This is a genomic window from Arthrobacter sp. P1_C12_2 (assembly GCF_056406415.1).
This window is the reverse complement of the sequence record NZ_JBFUAF010000004.1, coordinates 172,290-190,404: the sequence shown is the minus strand read 5'-3', so window position 1 is coordinate 190,404 and position 18,115 is coordinate 172,290. Positions and strand designations below refer to the sequence as shown.

16 protein-coding genes and 1 riboswitch are annotated in these 18,115 nt (G+C 66.9%); of the genes, 8 read left to right on the top strand and 8 right to left on the bottom strand.

Annotation, left to right across the window (positions count from 1 at the left end; genetic code table 11):
* Positions 1–53 precede the first annotated feature (53 nt).
* Positions 54–734 (bottom strand): hypothetical protein, encoded by a 681-nt coding sequence (locus AC1DZQ_RS06710; protein ID WP_476962775.1) that lies wholly within the window; start codon positions 732–734, stop codon positions 54–56.
* 7 nt (positions 735–741) lie between these two features.
* Positions 742–944: riboswitch (cyclic di-AMP (ydaO/yuaA leader) on the bottom strand.
* Between the two features lie 170 nt (positions 945–1,114).
* Here AC1DZQ_RS06710 and AC1DZQ_RS06705 point away from each other — a divergent pair.
* Positions 1,115–1,393 carry a hypothetical protein gene (locus AC1DZQ_RS06705; protein ID WP_476962774.1) on the top strand — a complete coding sequence of 93 codons (279 nt, stop codon included), beginning with the start codon at positions 1,115–1,117 and terminating at the stop codon, positions 1,391–1,393.
* Entirely contained in the window at positions 1,390–2,604 is a 1,215-nt protein-coding gene (locus AC1DZQ_RS06700; protein ID WP_476962773.1) for a cation:proton antiporter, read from the top strand. Before AC1DZQ_RS06705 ends, AC1DZQ_RS06700 begins: the two co-directional genes overlap by 4 nt.
* Positions 2,605–2,646: 42 nt before the next feature.
* Here the strand turns inward: AC1DZQ_RS06700 and AC1DZQ_RS06695 are convergent, their stop codons facing one another.
* A complete protein-coding gene (locus AC1DZQ_RS06695) occupies positions 2,647–3,369 on the bottom strand; it encodes a DNA alkylation repair protein (protein WP_476962772.1) in 723 nt (240 codons plus the stop codon).
* A gap of 126 nt (positions 3,370–3,495) precedes the next feature.
* Between AC1DZQ_RS06695 and AC1DZQ_RS06690 the strand changes: the two genes are divergently transcribed.
* From AC1DZQ_RS06690 to AC1DZQ_RS06680, 3 genes are all read left to right on the top strand, one after another.
* The gene (locus AC1DZQ_RS06690; RefSeq protein ID WP_476962771.1) at positions 3,496–4,101 is read left to right on the top strand and encodes a DUF4430 domain-containing protein; all 606 of its coding nucleotides are present in this window, start codon (positions 3,496–3,498) and stop codon (positions 4,099–4,101) included.
* 298 nt (positions 4,102–4,399) lie between these two features.
* On the top strand, positions 4,400–5,236 hold the full coding sequence (locus AC1DZQ_RS06685) for an esterase/lipase family protein (RefSeq protein WP_476962770.1): 837 nt from the start codon (positions 4,400–4,402) through the stop codon (positions 5,234–5,236).
* Positions 5,237–5,725: 489 nt separating this feature from the next.
* Complete coding sequence (locus AC1DZQ_RS06680) at positions 5,726–6,673, top strand: glycoside hydrolase family 16 protein (RefSeq protein ID WP_476962769.1); 948 nt, start codon at positions 5,726–5,728, stop codon at positions 6,671–6,673.
* 104 nt (positions 6,674–6,777) lie between these two features.
* Here the strand turns inward: AC1DZQ_RS06680 and AC1DZQ_RS06675 are convergent, their stop codons facing one another.
* Positions 6,778–7,431, bottom strand: coding sequence for an aspartate/glutamate racemase family protein (locus AC1DZQ_RS06675; protein WP_476962768.1), 654 nt, complete (start codon positions 7,429–7,431; stop codon positions 6,778–6,780).
* 320 nt (positions 7,432–7,751) lie between these two features.
* Between AC1DZQ_RS06675 and AC1DZQ_RS06670 the strand changes: the two genes are divergently transcribed.
* Positions 7,752–8,072 (top strand): hypothetical protein, encoded by a 321-nt coding sequence (locus tag AC1DZQ_RS06670; RefSeq protein WP_476962767.1) that lies wholly within the window; start codon positions 7,752–7,754, stop codon positions 8,070–8,072.
* Between the two features lie 9 nt (positions 8,073–8,081).
* Here AC1DZQ_RS06670 and AC1DZQ_RS06665 read toward each other — a convergent pair whose 3' ends face one another.
* The 4 genes from AC1DZQ_RS06665 to AC1DZQ_RS06650 form a co-directional block, all read right to left on the bottom strand.
* The gene (locus tag AC1DZQ_RS06665) at positions 8,082–8,855 is read right to left on the bottom strand and encodes a glycoside hydrolase family 16 protein (protein WP_476962766.1); all 774 of its coding nucleotides are present in this window, start codon (positions 8,853–8,855) and stop codon (positions 8,082–8,084) included.
* A 44-nt stretch (positions 8,856–8,899) separates the two neighbouring features.
* Positions 8,900–9,898 (bottom strand): dienelactone hydrolase family protein, encoded by a 999-nt coding sequence (locus AC1DZQ_RS06660; protein ID WP_476962765.1) that lies wholly within the window; start codon positions 9,896–9,898, stop codon positions 8,900–8,902.
* A 347-nt stretch (positions 9,899–10,245) separates the two neighbouring features.
* On the bottom strand, positions 10,246–13,815 hold the full coding sequence (locus AC1DZQ_RS06655; RefSeq protein WP_476962764.1) for an Ig-like domain-containing protein: 3,570 nt from the start codon (positions 13,813–13,815) through the stop codon (positions 10,246–10,248).
* Between the two features lie 386 nt (positions 13,816–14,201).
* Entirely contained in the window at positions 14,202–15,023 is an 822-nt protein-coding gene (locus AC1DZQ_RS06650; RefSeq protein ID WP_476962763.1) for a nuclease-related domain-containing protein, read from the bottom strand.
* A gap of 115 nt (positions 15,024–15,138) precedes the next feature.
* On the opposite strand from AC1DZQ_RS06650, the gene AC1DZQ_RS06645 reads away from it, so the two are divergent.
* Together AC1DZQ_RS06645 and AC1DZQ_RS06640 are read left to right on the top strand one after the other, a co-directional pair.
* Complete coding sequence (locus AC1DZQ_RS06645; protein ID WP_476962762.1) at positions 15,139–15,834, top strand: maleylpyruvate isomerase family mycothiol-dependent enzyme; 696 nt, start codon at positions 15,139–15,141, stop codon at positions 15,832–15,834.
* 106 nt (positions 15,835–15,940) lie between these two features.
* On the top strand, positions 15,941–16,981 hold the full coding sequence (locus AC1DZQ_RS06640; protein WP_476962761.1) for a Gfo/Idh/MocA family protein: 1,041 nt from the start codon (positions 15,941–15,943) through the stop codon (positions 16,979–16,981).
* A gap of 3 nt (positions 16,982–16,984) precedes the next feature.
* Here AC1DZQ_RS06640 and AC1DZQ_RS06635 read toward each other — a convergent pair whose 3' ends face one another.
* A complete protein-coding gene (locus AC1DZQ_RS06635; protein ID WP_476962760.1) occupies positions 16,985–18,103 on the bottom strand; it encodes an aminotransferase class V-fold PLP-dependent enzyme in 1,119 nt (372 codons plus the stop codon).
* Between the last annotated feature and the right edge of the window lie 12 nt (positions 18,104–18,115).

Genomic DNA, 18,115 nt, shown 5'->3' with positions numbered 1-18,115 from the left:
GAATCGATCGCCGGTCTTCCCGGCCTGCCTGGCCCCGGGAGGGGCCGTGCGGCTTAGGCGCGGACGAAGGTCACGCCACCGGTCGCGGTGAGCCAGGACAGCGGGTGAACCATCGTCTGGTTCGAGCCGTTCATGCCGCCGCTGACCACCTGGCCGTGGCCGGCGTAAATGCCCACATGGCCGGACTGGACCACCATGTCGCCGGGCTGCGGCGTGGCCACAACGGTTCCAAGACCAAGGAACGCGCGGGGACCGATGTCGCCAACAGGCTTACCCGCAGCGCCAAGGGCCTTTTCCACCATGGCGGTGCAGTCCTGGGTGATGCCCAGCTGGCTGTACGCGGCCGAGAGCATGATGGCGTTGCGTCCACCGGCAGCGGCCGGGGCTGCAGCCGGAGCTGCGGCCGGAGCGGCCTGCACCTGGACGGTTGCCTTGGCTGCCACCTTGGGCGCTGCTGCCGGGGCTGCTGCGGGAGCCAGCGCCGGCGCAACGGGCTGCTCGATGACCGGCGCGGCGACAGAATCGACTGCGGGGCGCTCGAAGCTGATCTTGACGCTTGAATCGGCGCTGACGGGGGCGCTGACCTGTCCCTTGACGTTAATATTCGACGCCGGGGCGGAGTCACGCTGCACAGGCGCAGTAGCTGCGTTGGCGGCCATTCCGCTGGTCAGGACCAGGCCGGATGCGGCGACGAGGACGGCGGCATGGCGCGCAAAAGTATTGACTGAAGTCATGAAAAATGTAGCCTCTCCCAATGCCTGCGAGGTGAGCTGTCGGATTCGGATGGGAGGCACCCGGCCGCACTCCCGGGCCCGTCGTGGCGGGCACTGTGCGGCTTCACCCCAAGACCTGCATATCAGCAGATCAAAAGTGGTTTCCCCGTCTCTGCCGGACGTTGATGCGAGTTACCCCCGGGCCGCGGCAGAGTTAGGCAATCGGCTGGGGAGCGCCCGTATCGGAGACAACAGGCACTCATCAACCGTAGCGCGAACCGCACCCGAATGTCACATTCAGGTAACGGGGGCACTGTGCCGTCCCCGAATTGCCCATAGGGCGRCGCCTATTCCGAACATAGGATGATGCCATCAGCACCACGCCGAAGCGGAGGCCCGAAATGAACAGCCACTGTGTCGCCATCTGCCAGTTGAGCAAACAGCCCCAAGAGGATTTCGACATCAACACCGAGCTGCTGATCCTAGACGGCGGGGACGTCCACGTGACCACATGGGACGCGGAACCGCGCGATGGAGGCTTCGACGAGCACGTTCTGAATGATCGGGTGGACGCGCTCGGGTACATGGTGGTCAATGACTGGGCCTTCCTGGACGGGAAGGCCTACGCGGTGGTGGAGCGGCGGTCGGGTCCGGGGCAGGCAGGCCGCGGCGAGCCGTGACATTTCTGTCCCTGGCGCTGATCGCCGTCGTGGCCCTGGCTGGCCCCCTGCTGGCCCTGCCGGTGCGCTGGCGGCTGCCGGTGATGCTGGGTGAGCTGCTGGCCGGCATCGCGATCGGCCGCTCGGGACTGGCCCTGGTGGACCCCGCGGACCCAACGTTCAGCCTGCTGGCCAACATCGGATTTGCGCTGATGATGTTTGTAGCCGGCACCCATGTTCCGGTGAGGGATCCGCAGATCCGGCCCGCCCTCGGCAGCGGCTCCCGCCGGGCCATTGCGGCCGCCGCGGCCGCAGTGGCAGTCGGAACCGGCATCGGACTGCTGTTCGGGACTGGACATGCTCCCCTCTACATCGTGCTGCTGGCGTCCTCGTCGGCCGCCCTGGTGCTTCCCGTCGTCGACTCCCTGCGTCTGGGTGGCCCTGATGTCATCGCCATGACGGCGCAGGTGGCGATCGCCGACACAGCCTGCATTGTGGCGCTGCCGCTCCTGGTGGACCCGCCCCACGCCGGCCGCGCGGCTTTAGGCGTACTGACGGTGTTGGGCTGCGCGGTGGCACTCTATTTTGTGCTGCGCTGGCTGGAGGGCAGAGGAATCCGCGGGCGCGTGCACCGGCTCTCGGAAAACCGCAAGTTTGCCCTTGAGCTACGGATCCAGCTGGCCGTGCTGTTCACACTCGCCGCGTTGGCGACGTACAGCAACGTGTCGGTGATGATGGCCGGCTTTTCCTTCGGTTTGGTGATGGCTGCCGTCGGCGAACCGAGGCGGCTGGCCCGGCAACTGTTCGCGCTCAGCGACGGTTTCCTTGGCCCGGTGTTCTTCGTCTGGCTGGGTGCATCGCTGACGCTCAAGGACCTGGCCGGGCATCCTGACATGATTGCCCTCGGCCTGGCCCTGGGAGCCGGGGCCCTGCTGACGCACGCCGGCCTGGCGTTCCTGGGACTCCCGCTGCCCCTCGGGGTGCTGTCGGCGGCCCAGCTTGGCGTGCCGGTGGCGGCGGCGAGCATCGGCACGCAGCTGCAGGTCCTGCTCCCCGGGGAGGCCGCTGCCCTGCTGGTGGGTGCACTGGTCACCATCGCCGCGGGCGCTGTGGCCGGGTCACGGGCGGCCAGGACGTTCGCGTTGCCGGCAAATACCGGGGGCAGGTCCGGGGAAGCCGGCAGCGCCGTCGGGCAGGGCGATCCGGGCGGTCCGGGAGATCCGAAAGTCTGAATATCTGAACTACAGCCGATCGGCGGTAGTTGGGTCGGATCGTCAATCTCCAAGAGGCGTGAATTGCAGCTCCGGCCTCCGCTTTGCCATCTCTGCCAGGACCCGGGAGACCGCGTCCCGGGCCGCACGCCCCTCGGCGTCGGCGTCAGCGTCGGCGTCGAACGGCCCGCCAGGGCCGCCGAGCACCGCGTTGGCGTGCCGGACGAACCTGTCCCAGTCCCCCTTGCCCGCGCGCAGCGCCAGCAGCGGCGAGAGCAGCGCAGCCCGGCGCAGCCAGGCGTCCGGCTCGCGCACCCACCGGTCCAGCACACTGTCAGCCCGCACCCTGGCCAGAACGTCGAGGCCGTCCACCAAGGGCCCGACGACGTCGACGGCGAGCGGATCCACGAGGTCCCGCATGCGCGCCTGCCGGATGAAGCCCTCCAAGCGGGTGAGGTCGGAGTTGGTCAAAACCTTCACATTGGCCTGCAGCAGGACCACCGCGGCCAGCCGGCGCTCGAAAACCGGCACGGTCAACAGTTCGGAGCCCCACAGCTCCGAACCCCACAGTTCGGAACACAGCGCGGTGACCTCATCGCGGGACAGCCCGGAATAGCGGCGGCCGGCATCCCGGACCGTGCCGCGCACGGCACCCACGGAGGTGCCGTAGAACCGGAGGCCGCTGCCCCCTGGCTCCATTTCCAGCCGCGACTGCAGCTCCTCGGCACGGCGCCAGGAAGCTTCCCGCTGCAGCGAGAGGTCGATGAATTCGCCGGCATCACTCACATGCCCATCCTTTCCCCTCGCGGTTCGCGGCGGAAACGGGGGTGCCACGCTGTCCTGAGCGGGCGGTCTGGGCCATCTGCCTAGACTGATCTGGACAGTCTCCGATCGAAAGCGGTTCACGCAACCATGCACACCAAGCTGACACTCGCCATCGCACTTTCCGCCGTGACGTTGGGGGTGGCAGCGTGCGCCGCCCCTGCGCCGTCGACTGCACCGTCGCCTGAGTCCCCCGCGGCCTCCGCGGCGTCGGCCCCTGATTTTGCCCTGGACATCGCGGGGGCGCCCGGCCGGATCGCCCAGGCCGGTCTCGCGGTACTGACAGCGGAGGGCAACGTGGACCACTATCACGCGCATCTGGACGTGCTGAAGGACGGCAAGCCCGTCGCGGTTCCGGCCAATATCGGCATCACGGCCGGACCTGACCACCGCGCCAACGGCATCTCAGCGCTGCACACGCACGACACCACAGGCGTGGTCCACATCGAGTCCCCCACCGCGGGCCAGGTCTTCACCCTCGGGCAGCTCCTGACCGAATGGGGCGTCCTCGGTGGTAGCGGCGCCGCCGGCACCGGGGAGGGTCCGCTGGACGGCTGGACCCTTTACGTGAACGGCAAGAAGTACGACGCCGGGATCCGTGACCTCCCGTTGAAGGCGCACGACGAGATCGTCCTGTCCTACGGCACCGCGCCGGCGAAGGTCCCGGCCTCCTACGATTTCCCGTCCGGGGAGTGAGGCGACCGGAGGCTCGGCGGGCGGCGGGCCCCTCGAACCCCAAAGTCTGCACAATTGTGCAGCAGGCTGACCATTCAACCCCGCCTGGCACTGCTGCCGCCGTAAAGGTATGCACAGACGTGCATGGTGACGTGATCCGCGGAGCGTCTTTCCTAGGCTGAAGTGATAGGAGTGAGCCGGATCACAGCGGGGGCAGATCCCCTACCTCACTTCCGATCACACAGGCCGTCACAGATGACGCGTCCAACCGAAGAGGTAATCAGTGTCCCACCGCAGAAAACCCGCAGCACTCGCAACCTTGGCATCCGCAACCTTGGCGCTGCTTGGCGCATCCCTGTTGGGCGTGCCGGCAGCCCAGGCCGATGCCGTTGACGTTTCGCCGCCCGGCGCGAATGACTGGTCCTGCAAGCCCTCGGCAAGCCACCCCTACCCGGTAATCCTGGTGCCGGGAACATTCGAGAACATGGCGAAGAACTGGGCGACGATGTCGCCGGCGCTGAAGAGCCAGGGCTACTGCGTTTACGCGCTCAACTACGGTGCGACCAACGGCGTCGATGCCACGGGCCCGGTGGCAGACTCGGCCCGCCAGCTCGCCCCGTTTGTCGACAAAGTGCTGGCCTCGACGGGTGCCAGGAAAGTTGATCTCGTGGGCCACAGCCAGGGCGGCATGATGCCGCGCTACTACCTCGGATTCCTCGGCGGTGCGAACAAGGTGAACCACCTCGTGGGCATTGCGCCCTCCAACCACGGCACCCGCGGGCTGATCACCCCCTCTCCGGACAGCGTGCCGCCGGCGACCTCAGTGGGAGGGTCCAATTGCCAAGCCTGCGCCGACCAGCAGGCAGGTTCACCATTCCTCGCCAAGCTCAACTCCATTGGTGACACGGTTCCTGGTCCCGCGTACACGGTGATCTCCACGACGCACGACGAGGTGGTGACGCCCTACCCCAGCCAGTTCCTCGCCGGTCCTGCCCGGCAGGTTACCAACATCACCATCCAGGACAAGTGCCCGGCCGACGTGATTGACCACGACCAGGCTCCCAACGACCCCGTCACCCAGCGTCTCGTCTCCGACGCACTGGGGCAGCCGGCCGGCCGGCCCGGCAACCCGGCATATCAGCCCAGCTGCACGTAGCGGCGGGACCCCGGGGCGACGGCGCCATACAGAATCCTCGCCGTCGCCCCAGCGGGAGGTTTGCGGGCTAAGGTAACGATCGAGTAACGTAGGCCACTGGCCGAGAAGGCCCGGCCCGAATGCAGGGCCCCGGACCGCCCCTTCGCAGGGTCCCGTTGCGCCGCTCGGCGTCTGCTCGCCCATGCCCTTGCAGCAGGGGCCGGATGAAACTTTCCGCACTTTCCGCCGCCCTGGCAGCGACGGTTGTGTGTGCCAGCCACGAAAGCCCGGAGGGGTCCGTTGTTCAAGAAAACACCGTTGTTCAGTAAATCGACGCTCAGTAAATCGACGTTCAAAGATGCACAGCCGAAGACACGCCTCACGGCACCACAGCTTAACAAGATAGCGATTGCGCTGAGCCTGGGCGCACTGTCTCTGACCGGGTGCAGCGCCGCTCCCACGGCGGGCGCCGGAGCCGCTTCTCCGGCTACCCAGGCCGCGCATTCTGCGGTGGACTCCACGTCCTCGGCGGCCACGCAGGCCTCGCATCCTGCCGCGAAGGCCGCGGCCTCGGCGGCCGCAGCGCCTAAGCCGGCGGCGCCGGCTGCCAAACCTGTCGGCGGCACTGCCGCTGCACCGGCGGCTCCCGGAGTCGACGCGGCACCTGCGGCCGCCGCCGCACCCGCCGCCCCGCGGGTCGCTCCGGTCGCTCCGGCAGCGGGCGCACAAGCGGCCGCTGCGGCGCCGACGCCAGTCACAGCGCCCGCCGCTCCCGTCGCGGCCCAGGCCGCCGTCGCCGCAACCGGCGGCGGTTCCCAGGCCGCCACGGCCCGGGGCTGGGGTGCGGTTGTTGCTGGTGACGAGTTCTCCAAGGCCGGCGCCCCCGACTCCACCAAGTGGAGCGTCTTCAAGGGATCCGGACATGCCGGCAAGGGTGTGAGGAGCCCGCAGGCGTGGTCGGTTGCCAATGGCGTGGCCACCGTCAGCGGCAATTCGGCCGGCACCACGGGCGGCATGTCGGCCAAATTTGCGCAGCAGAAATACGGCAAGTGGGAGACGCGCATGCGGACCAGCGCCCGGGACCCGGAGTACCACCCCGTGCTGATCCTGTGGCCCAACAACAACACCTCCCCCAACTGCGCCGAGATCGACTACGCCGAGGGCAGCACCAACACCGCCCAGATCAAGTTCTTCCTGCACTACGCCTGCGGCGGCTCGAACTTCCAGACCACGGCGGCCAAGACGATCGACACCACCCAGTGGCACAACTACGCAGTGGAGTGGACTCCGGCCGGCATCACCGGTTACATCGACGGCGTGAAGACCTTCTCCGACACGAACCCCGCGCACCTGCCCTCAGTGGGCATGCATCAGACGCTGCAGCTGGATTGGTTCCCTGACGGATCGGCCACCAAGCCTTCACAGATGCAGGTCGACTGGGTCCGCGTCTACAAATAGGACCGGCTCAGCACCCGGCAGCCCCGTGCCCCACCAAGGCGCGGGGCTGTCTTGTCGTTGGCCGGCATCCGGGGGTAGGGGCGCGCCGTCACCCGCAGCAGGACTCAAGCCTCCTGAAGTTCCCGGGCGACAACCGCTGAGACGAGCATGGACCCGGCCGCCGTCACCGCGTCGATCACCGGAACCCCGAGCCGGCGGCGGAGCACGTCCGCCATGCCGATGCTGCTCAGGCCCGTGCTGGCCTGGACGATCACGTCGGCGCCGGCGTCAACCAGCATGTGGGCCGCGGCTAAGGCGTCGAAGATCCCGGCAGGCATGAGGAACGCGTCGGGTGTCTCGACCCGCCCCTGTCCGTCAATGAGCAGCATGCGTTCGCCCAGTGCATCCGAGATCGGGCCCGGTACGTGGGCGCCGAGTCCCAAAACTCCAATCCGGCCGCCAAAGGTCAGGGCCGCGGCCGCGGCTGCGGAGCCGGCCCCGATGACCGGGATGTCCACGGCCGCCCGGGTGGCGGCCAGCCCCGGGTCGGACGCGCAACTGATAATCAGGGCGTCGGCGTCCCCGGCCATGTCCCGCGCCAGTTGGACTACCTTGGGCGCCGCGGACTCGAGCGAAGCCTGGTCGTAGACGCCGGACGGCTGGTCCGGAATACAGCGGGAGGTGACGGTAAATCCGAATGCTTCCTGGAGGAGTTTCCCGTGGGCGTGGAGCAGGCGTCGGTCCGACGTCGTCATCACCCGGATCAGTCCAACACGCATGGCGTACTACCTTTCGAACGGATTCCTTGGTGCGAGGCTACCCGGTGAGTATTTCCTAGTCTTTTCGGGCAGGTGACCAACGCAATCGCTGCCGTGAATTTCATGCTGTGGCGCCGGCGGCCGTCCGCATTCCGCAGGCCGCGACACGTGACCTGCGCATGAACTTGGCGAAAACTTCGCTCGTTTTAGGGGTTGGCGGCCCGGCGCCGTTGTAGGGTTTGTCACGGTGGACCGTCTTCGGACCCGGGACAGTACCGGGATGGGGGGAAGGCGGCAGGCCGGTTCCGGACTCAGCCGGAACGATGATCAAAGGAATAGCCATGTCGGTGGAGCCCTCGTCCACTCCAGGACGCCTCGAAGAACAGGATCCCGAGAACCTGGTATCAGGTGCGGAACATGCCGCATCTGCCGCCGGAGTCCGACATCAGGCCGCGAGAATTATTGACACCGTCCTCGCCGACACTGCCCCGGAACACGACCGTGCCCGGGAGTTGCTTCGCCAGCAGATTGCCGCGCATCCCGGACACCCGGAGCGGGCCCTGATGGAACACCTCGCGGCAGTGAAAGCTTTGGGCGACCCCTATGACGGGGCGTCGGACGCTGGCGGTCCGGTCCGGCCGGAGTTTGCCTCGGGTGAGTAAGCGCACCGCTCACTTGTAGACGCGAATCCAGTCGACCTGCATCTGGCTGGCTTTGGTGGGGGTCCCGTTGGGAAACCAGTCAAGCTGCACCGTTTGGTGCATCCCCACCGTTGGCTGATGCGCAGGGTTCGTGTCCATAAACCACAATGACCCATCGAGGTATCCGGTGATCCCGGCGGGCGTCCACTCCACTGCATAGTTGTGCCATTGGGTCGTGTCGATGGCTCGCGCGGCCCGGGTCTGGAAGTGTGGGCCGCTGCAGGCGTGGTGCAGGTTGAACCTAATCAGGGTGGTATCCGCAGTGCCTTCCGCATAGTCGATCTCGGCGCAGGTGGGCGATTCGTTGTGGTTTGGCCACAGGAGCAGGACCGGGTGATATTGCGTATCCCGCGCACTGGTTTTCATGCGTGCCTCCCAGCGCCCGTACTGCCGATGGGCAAACCTGGCGGACATGCCACCCGTGGTGCCTGCCGGGTCGCCGCTGACGGTCACGACGCCGCCGCCTACCGCAAACGCATTCGGACTTCGGATCCCCTTGCCCGCGTGCCCCGGGCCCTTGTAGATCTTCCATTTCGCGCGGTCAGGCGGTCCGGCGTAACTGAACTCATCCCCTGCCACCACCGGTCCCCAGCCGCGGACGACGGCGGCTTGGGTCCCGTCGGAGACGAGAGTCCCGGCAGCGGCGACTTCGGCCGCCCGGTCCGTGGCCGGTGCGGCGCCATACCCGGCAAGAGTCAACGCGCCCGCCGCGGTCAGGGCGGCCGTCGTTCGCCCTGCGAACATCGTGCCTCTATCCCGTCGAGACATGTCTCCTGCGGCCCCGCCACTCACACATACTTGCCGAACCAGGCGAGCGTGTCATTCCACGCGGCCGTGGCCTGCTCCTGGTTGTAGCGCGGCCCCGTGTCATTGTGGAAGGCGTGGTCCACGCCGGGATAGATCTTGAGCTCGTTCCGGACGTCGGTTTTGGCCAAGGCATCCCGGAACGCCGGCATGGCGCCTGTGATTCGCTGGTCCAGTTCGGCGTAGACGCCGAAGACGGCCGCCTTGATGGCCGCGACCTTGTCCAGATCAGGTGCGGGACCATAGAACGCTGAGGTCGCCTTCAGGCCGGGGATAGCCGTCGCCGACTGCCACGTGATGCCGCCGCCGAAGCAGAAACCGTTCATGGCGATTCGCCCCTGGTCAACGAAGTCCTGGGCGTTCAGATAGTCAAAGGCGGCCGCAAAGTCCGAGACGTGACGCTGCGCCCCGGCCTGGGTCAGCGCTCCGGGGACAGCGTCCGGGTCCATACCCGCGGTACCGCCTTCCCTGCTCAGCAGGTCCAGGGCCAGTGCCGCGTACCCGGCTTTGGCGAAACGGCGAGCCACATCCTGGATATGGGGTGTCAGCCCGCGGTTCTCGTGGCAGATCAGCACTGCCGGCCCAGGGGTACCGTTTTCGGGCCGGGCGAGATACCCACTGATGTCGGTGCCGCCCGCAGCGAATTGAACCGTCGCCGTCGTGAGTCCGGGCGCCCCCTCCGGGACGGACAGCGGGCTCTTGGCCCCCGGCACCGCGCCCGCGGACGCGGTACCCGACCCCGGCGAGGCCGATCTCGGCGTCGGCATGGGGTCCGTGCTCCGGGGAACCTCTTCGGGCGTGCAGCCAACTAGAAGCATCGCTGCCGAGGCCGCAGCCATGCTGCCCGTGATGAACGCCACCCGCCGGGTGAACGTACGCTGGCTCATGGCGCCAGAGCGGAAATCGTCGAAGAATTCCTCAATCAGGTACTTCTCAAACTTGCCAAGCTGGGTCATGACGGCCTCCTCCAGTGTGCCGATCATCCTCCTCCGAAGTCAGATTTCCGGCAAGGGTCCCGCACGGGCACCCGTCCGGTGCCGGGATCGCTCGCAAATCGCTCTCGCCCGGCGCGAATCCCCCGCCAAGGGCCGGCCGGCTCCTGGGCCTGCCCAAAGCCCTCGTGATCGAAATGCCGCACACCCTCGCCGAGTCTTCCGCCCATAATGCGGCCGTCCTCGATCTCGAAGATTGTCACGCCGCGCATGTCGAAGGGCTGTCCATCGGTGCGGGTGCCGACCGAGTCAATTTACGCCGTCGCCGTCGCCCACTTCCGGGCCGATAGGGTCTGGGCGCCAATCGGTCCGGGAGTTCCTGAAGTGACGCGACACCACTATCCGGTGACATTCTTGGCCGTCGCGTTCCACGTCAGCCGCCCGTGCTGGAAATCCGTTGCCCGACCGACAGACACCGTGTACGAGTCGCTCGTGGGATAACCCAGCCTGCTCGTCTCCCAGCCGAGCGACGCCCACTTCGACCGGATCGCACCAGTCACCGAGTGCGCGTTGGTTGTCGGTGTCCAGTAGATCGATGCCCCGCCCGAACCGGAGAAGTGGTTGTAGCGCCCCACCTTGTCCGGGGTGCCCTTCTCGTCCGTGATCGGATACCGCAGCGGGCCGGTCTCCCAGCCAAGTGCCGCCCATTTGGACCGGATGGCACCCAGTACAAAGTGCGCCCCCGTCGTCGGCGACCAGAAGATCGAGTTTCCACCCGCGCCTGAGAAGTGGTTGTAGCGCCCCACCTTGTCCGCCGACGCCGTAGTGTCAGAGGTCGGATAGCCAAGCCCGGTCTCATAGCCCAGTGACGCCCACTTGGCTCGGACCGCACCTGTCACCGAGTGCGCGGAGGTTTTCGGTGACCAGTAGATCGATGCTCCGCCTGCACCAGAGAAGTGGTTGTACCGTCCCACCCCGTCCGGGGCGTGCTTCTCGTCGTTGATCGGATAGCCCAGCGGCCCTGTCTCCGCGCCCAGTGCCATCCATTTTGACCGGATCGCGCCAAGGACAAAGTGCGCCCCGGTCGTCGGGGAGAAGTAGATCGAAGCCCCGCCCGAACCGGCGAAGTGGCTGTACCGTCCCACGCCGTCGGACGAAACATTCTCGTCGGAAGTCGGGAAACCCAGGATGCCGGCGGCGCCGCCGGCTGCCTTATAGCGGCCGTTGATCTCACCGAGGACCGAATGGGCTCCGGTCTTGGGCGACCAACAGATCACCCCTCGGACGTAGTCCTGGCATTTGCCTACCCCCACGGCGTATTCCAGGGTCAGCGACCGGCCGAGCGCCGAACCCGGGCGGCCTGCGTTGACCTTCCAGGCGTAGGCCGCGATCGGGTCGTCAGTGCCTGTCCCGGTGAGCATCACTTTCAGCGCACCCTGGCCGTCGTCAGTTGTGATCAGATAATACGTCTCCGTTGTCCCGGCCTGCCCGAAGGCCGTCGGCGTGAAGGTCACGCTCTGGTACGCGGATTCACCCGCGGGGATCTTCAGCCCCTCGGCAATAGGTGTGGTGGTTGAAAAGACCCCCTGCGGCGCCTTCGCCTTGGTGATGATCATCGGGACGTTGCCGGTGTTGGTGATCTGGAATGCCCTGGTGACGGAGGTCCCCACGGGGACGTCACCAAAGTCCAGCGAACGCGGCATTTGCAGGTGCGCCGCGCCTGAGACGGCGGTCGCGGCAACTTTGACTGTCACCTGTCCGCGGTCGCTGGCGACAACGAGCGTATCGGTCACCGGACTCGCCGACGTGGGACTGAATGTCATGGACACCGCAACAGATGCGAGTGGCTGGATCGTCTGCCCCACAGCCGGCACCGTGGCTGGGTCGACCTTGAGCTGTGCGTTGGCCGGCAATGTGACGCCGGTGATCTTGGCGACAGTTGTGCCCGTGTTGACGACGTTGACCGTTTGCCGGCTGATCGTTTTTGTCGGGACGTCGGTGAACTGAACCAAGGCGGGAGTCGCGCCCAGGCCCTCCTTCGTGCCGACGCCGTGGACGCCTAGGAGGTCGGTCTCGCCGTCGGCCGTTTTGACCGTCAGCGTGCCATCGGCCTGGCCCGGGACCGTCGGCGAGAACGTCACGGGGACCGCCATGCTCGCGCCCTTGGCCAACGTCCGGGGCAGCGTGAGCCCGGTTCCGATCTTGAACGGGGCCCCGGCCGTGATGGAGCTGACCGTCACCGCCCGAGACGCCGTGATCGTTACGCTCCCGGTCACAGAGGTGCCCACCTTGGCGTTGCCGAGGTCGGTGTTCTTTGCCCCTACCGCCGATGTTGTCGGGGCGCCGAAGCCCAGGACGTGCCCGTCCCGGGTGCCGACGTACACGCGGCCCTTGTCAGTTGCCACCGATGAGAACTTGGCCCCGATGCCCAGTGGGGCGCTGAACACTTCCTTGAGGTTCCCGGTATTGTCCGGCATGGCACGGTAGGCCCGCAGTTCCGCACCGGCCCCGGTACCTGCGCTGACATAGATCACCCAGACAAGGGCGGAGGACCCGTCTTTGCCGTTGGAGGTCACCACCGGCGAACCGGAGCTGAACCCGAAGGTGCCGGCGGACGTCCCTACGGCGGCGAGGCTGACCCCGCCCGCAGCGCTCGTCACGATCTTGAACGCGCGAAGGTACCCGTTGTTCTCGACGACGTAGAGGTATCCACCGTTGGTGGTTCCGAGAAACCCGGGCTTTCCCCACACTCCGCTGTACGGACCGGCCTTGTCCAGGACGGCGTCGGTTCCCCCCGGCCCCTGCGCCATGCCGCCCAAGTTGTCCCGGTCCAGCAGGTACAGGTGGCCATCTTTACCGATTTGGGCCAGCAGGTGCGGGTGTGCCGCGGTGCCATAGCCGTCCGGGATCGCGATGGGCGCGCCGGCGCCCAGATCGGCGTCGTTCCGGTTTAGTCTCGCGTTGTCGGCCGGGCTGAAGAAGTCGGTGGGTTTCAGATTGCCGTCGCTGCCAACCCGGAGCCGGACCACCGCCTCCGCCAGAGTGGTGGGGGGCTTCGATCCCGGCCCGGGCTTGGGGGAAATGCCGTTCCCCGTGGTGAGCAGGATTTGATCGGGGCCGTCGGACACCAGTCCCCCGCCGGATTGCCAGATCCCGCCCTCGGCGTTGGCGTTGCCGGACTCCGTGGCCCACATAGTCGTCTGCCGGCCGCTGGTGGACACGCCGACGACATAGCCGACGAAGGGGGTGTAGTCGCAGTGGCTGGCGAATCCTGCGTAAACCACGCCGTTCAAGAGCAGCAGCCCCGGGCGCTGCATCGCTGTCATCGGGTTGAACGGTCGGGTGGGGTCATTTGTCGGGGAGCCCTCGATGGTGACGGGGAACCCGGGTTTCTCCGCGCCGGTCGCGACATCCAGGGCGTGCATGTACCAGTGCGGGAGCTGTTTGTTTGCCCCGTCATTCGTCTTCGCCAGCAGGTAGACGCTTTTCGTCGCCGGGTCGTAGACCGGAGTGGACGTGATTCCGATGTTGGGCGTGAGGTCACCGCAGTTAACGGTCGACGCCGGCCATGCCGGCCCGAGTTTGCGCGTCCACTTTGCCGCACCAGTGGCGCTGTCCAGCCCGTAGACGGCATTGTTTTCCGTCGCGGCAATCACGGTACTGCCTACTACGAGCGGCTGGGCATAGACCTGCCCGTCCACGGTTGCAGAGAACAGTTTGCCGAAGTTCGATGATGCGACAGCCGACGGCGAGAGCCCGGKCTCGTCCCTGTCCCATCCGGTCCGCATTGAATCGTTGGCGATAGTCCCCGCGTCCGCAACGGCGGTCTCGCCCACGGACAGCGCGGCGAGGGCAAGCGTCGCCGACAGCAGCGAAGCCCAGGCGCTTCGGGACCACGGCCGTTGTCGGGGCGCAATTGCGTGGATCGTGGCCGCCCGGCGCTTCCGGAGATGCGGAGTCCCACCCATACGTCCACCGCGAAGAAGGCCGTTAAAATGGCCAGACGACACCCGAGATTCTGTTTGATCATGCATGGCTGAGACCCGTTTCTGACCACTACATTGACTTTATTAACCCAGTACTTTGGAGCCTAGAAGCGGGGTTTGATGAGCGCGCGAGTGGAGGCTACTCGACTTTTCGGGGGCGATTCCCGTTTTCTACTTGGTGCTACCTGCCCTGTGCGTGGGCGGACGCGATTGCCTACTTGCTTCCCCGGAGAGCCGCGCGGGAAATGCCGGGGTGATTCGGGCGGCCCGCGCCGAGGACGGAGAGGGCGTGCGGGAACGTCTCAGCGTTCCGGGCCTGAGGGTTGTTTCGCGACGGCGGTGTGCGCCAATCGCTGGAGGGGTCTCCCCTACCGGTTCATCACTGCGTGCAGGATCGCTGCGCCCAGCTGACCTGCAGTGGCCAGCACCAAGAAGCCGATGGCGGGAACGCCAAGCACCCACGCAACCCGGCGCCGTCGTGCCTGATCAACCATCTGCCGGAGCGAGGCGAAGTTCCGTTTGAGCTCATCCGGATTGCCGGGCGTCGGGGGCTTCGTGTGCCAGGTCCGGGCGTTCACGGCAGCTTCGGCAACGCGTTGGACCTGTTCCGCGTCGAGCACGGCGTGGCGCCGCCGCAGAAAGGCCAGGAGCTGCCGATCGCTCAGCACCACTACCTGGCGCGGCTTCTCCTTGATCGTGAGCCGCTGGGGTTCCACGATCACCACGATCGCCGTGACATCGACGGCGGCACCCACGGCCGTACTGAGCAGTTTCGAGGCCCGGGCGGCCTCGTGGGCGGAATTGTGGAGATGGCGGAGTTTCTTTCCTGACACCATCAGGGTTTGCCCTGCCACCCAGATTGATTGACGCGCATGGTTCTTCGTGTTGAGGGTGAACACGCCGGCGGGACCGACCAGCACATGATCGATGTCCGCCCAGCCCGAGCCCACGGGGACGGCATGCAGCACCAGCCATTCCGGCCCGAGCCCTGCCAGAATCCGGCCCACGGCGATTTCGCCCAGCGCACCCCGGTACCAGGGCCAGCTGGCGTCGCTCAACGGGCTGGCACCGAACATCCGCCTGGGCAGCGAACGCGGCGGAACAAGCGCCTGGACTGCCAACAGCTCCTCGATCACGGACTGGGCCGCAAATCGCTCGGTCAGCGGCTCCGGTGCCGGGTATCCGCTCATTGCCGTGACTGTCGTGTGGGACGCATGCGAGGCATCCTACTGGCACGAGGCCGGCCGGCGCGGCGCGAGTGTCGGCGCGCCGGAATCTCTGCCCATGTCGCGTTAGGCTCATCTCATGTCGCCCGATCGATTCCTGGCCGAGCTGACCAGCTCCCTGGACCATCTCGGCACGCTCGCACGGCAGCAGCGGGACACGCTTGGCCGCGCCGTTCCGGCGTGCCCGGGCTGGACACTCGAGCAACTCTTCGGGCATCTCGGTTCGATCGAGCGATGGGCCGGAGCCGTGGTTCGTGCGGGCACCTTCGTCCAGGAACCTGCACCGCCGGCCGAGGGCGCCGCAGCCTGGTTTCTCGAGGGCACGGCAACTTTTCTCGAGACGATGACGGCACTTGATCCCGAGAAAGAATGCTGGAACTTTGGCCCGCCGCCGCGCATCGCCCGGTTCTGGCTTCGGCGGCAGGCTCACGAACACGCCATCCACCTCGTCGACGCCTGTCAGGCGCTTGGCCTGGAGGCCCCCGCACTGGCGGACGACTTCATGCTCGACGGTGTGGACGAGGTCCTGGCAATGTTCACGCCGCGCCAGCTGCGACTGGGCCGGATGCCCCACCCGGACAAAGCCGTGACCTTCCAGGTGCCCGGGGCTACCAGGTGGACACTGGGCCCCGGTACCGCCGTGGCGTCGATTTCCGCCCCATTGCCGGTGATGTATCTGGGTCTGTGGGGGCGATCCAACCTGGCAGACAGCGCCCTCATTGAAGGTGACGCGGCCGTTGCCCTGCGCGTGCTTCAGGGCCCGCTCACACCATGAGCCCCGGATTTCGGGCTTAGGATACGAACACGTCCTGGAAAGCCGTGGACGCTCCAAGGGTTGCCCGATGCTTTCGTGACCGCCCGCCCGAAGGGAATCCAAACGCATGTCAGAGCACGCCGCCACCGGCACCGCCGATCTCTCCACGCCCGTTCCGAGGTGGGGAATTCTCGGCACCGGGTTCATCGCCGGGCTGCAAACGCCGGACCTGATGAGCAACGGCTCAGTGGTCCAGGCCGTGGGTTCCCGGACTCTGGCATCGGCCACGGAGTTCGCGGCCCGGTTTCAGATCCCCTCGTCCCATGGGAGCTACGAGGACCTCGTGGCTGACCCGGACGTCGATATTGTCTACATTTCGACGCCCCACCCGTTCCACCACGAGAATGCGCTGTTGGCCCTGGACGCCGGCAAACACGTGCTGATTGAAAAGCCCTTCGCCATGAACGCCCGGCAGGCCCAGGAGATTGTGGAGCTCGCCGAGACCAAGGGACTGATCGCACTTGAGGCCATGTGGACCCGCTACCTTCCGCACATGGTCCGTATCCGTGAGCTGATTCGGTCCGGTGCCCTGGGCGAGGTCCGGACAGTGATCGCGGACCACAACCAGAATCTGCCCAAGGATCCGGCGCACCGCCTCAATGACCCGGCGCTGGGCGGCGGTGCGCTCCTGGACCTGGGCATCTACCCCGTGTCCTTCGCCTTCGACGTCTTCGGGGCGCCGGTCGGCATCCGGGCAGCGGCCAGCATGACTGAAACCGGTGTTGACCGGCAGACCGCGATGATCTTCGAATACGGTGACGGACAGCAGGCCGTGCTGCACTGCGCGCTGGACACGGCAGGGCCAAACCAGGCCGCGATCATCGGAACCGAAGGCCGGATCGAGATCCCGTCAGTCTGGTACACGCCGTCGGCCTTCACCAGGTACGACGCCGACGGAAACGTCGTGGAGCACTTCGACGAGCCCGTCTCCGGCCGCGGAATGCAATACCAGGCACGGGAAATGGAGCGGCTCATTGCGGTCCGCGCCATTGCCAACGACATCCTGCCGCCGCGGCAGAGCGTTCAGGTCATGGAGGCCTTGGACGAAGTCAGGCGCCAGATCGGCCTCGCCTACGCCAGCGACGACAAGGAAGACGGGCGCGCCTAAGTCTCACCCGCGTCCGATCAGCCCGGCCACGCGGTCAAGCTCTTCTTCCAAATTGTAGAAATGTACCGCCAGCCGGATCCTGCCTTCGCGGACCGATGCCACCACGTTGGCCTGGCGGAACCGCGCCAAGACCGCCTCGGTATCTCCCACGGGCACGGAGAAGATCGTGGAGCGGTGCTGCCCGGTGAAGGGCCGGAAGTCGGAGCACTGCGCTGCCAGGGCATCCTGCAGACGAAGGGCGAGCCGGGCGTTGCGATCGAGCAAGGCCGTGATCCCGAACCGGCGGAAAATGCCGAGCGCCGCCTGCTCCGCCAGTGCGGGGAACCACGCCAATGAGGCATCGAACTTCGAGGCCGTGGGCGAGAGGTCCATGGCCGGTCCGTAGAAGCTCCCGGACGGGTTGCGGGCGGCCTTCCAGCCGGGGCCGACGGGTTGGAGCCGGTCAAGCAGCCCGCTGCGGACATAGAGGTAGCCCATGCCCCTGGAGCCGAGCAGAAACTTATGGCTTGCGGCGGCCAGGAAATCCACGCCGTCACGCACCACGTCCAGCGGCACCGCGCCCGCTGCCTGGCAGGCGTCGACGAAGAACCAGGCTCCGGAGCGGGCCGCGACCCGGCTGAGCGCGGCCAGGTCGGCCCGGTACCCGTTGGCCGAATGAACGGCACTCACGGCGATCAGGCGCGTGCCGCCGTCGGCCGCCTGCCCAAACGCCTCAGCCGTCACACAATCACCGACCGGTGACACGGCGCGGACCTCGTAGCCGCGGTTCCGGAGCATAAGCCAGGGATAGTAATTCGAGGCAAATTCGTTCCCGGCGACCACGATGTTCTCACCGTGCTTCGCGGGCGGCAGGTTGGCGGCCACTATCCCGGCCGCTGAGCTCACGGCCGGAACGATTGCGATCTCCCCGGCCGTCGCCCCGACGATCTCCGCGAACATGGCGCGGGCTTCCTCCCCTGCCCGCTCGGCTTCCATCCAGTCGAACCGGCCGGAGGACCAGCGCTCGACCGCCAGCCCGTAAGCCTCGCGGGCGGGGGCGCAGCCGACGTTCATGGAGGCGGTATTGAGATAGATGGTGTCCTTGAGCCCGGGGAAGAGCCGGCGGATCTCAGCAGCGTGCATGGCCGGCACCGC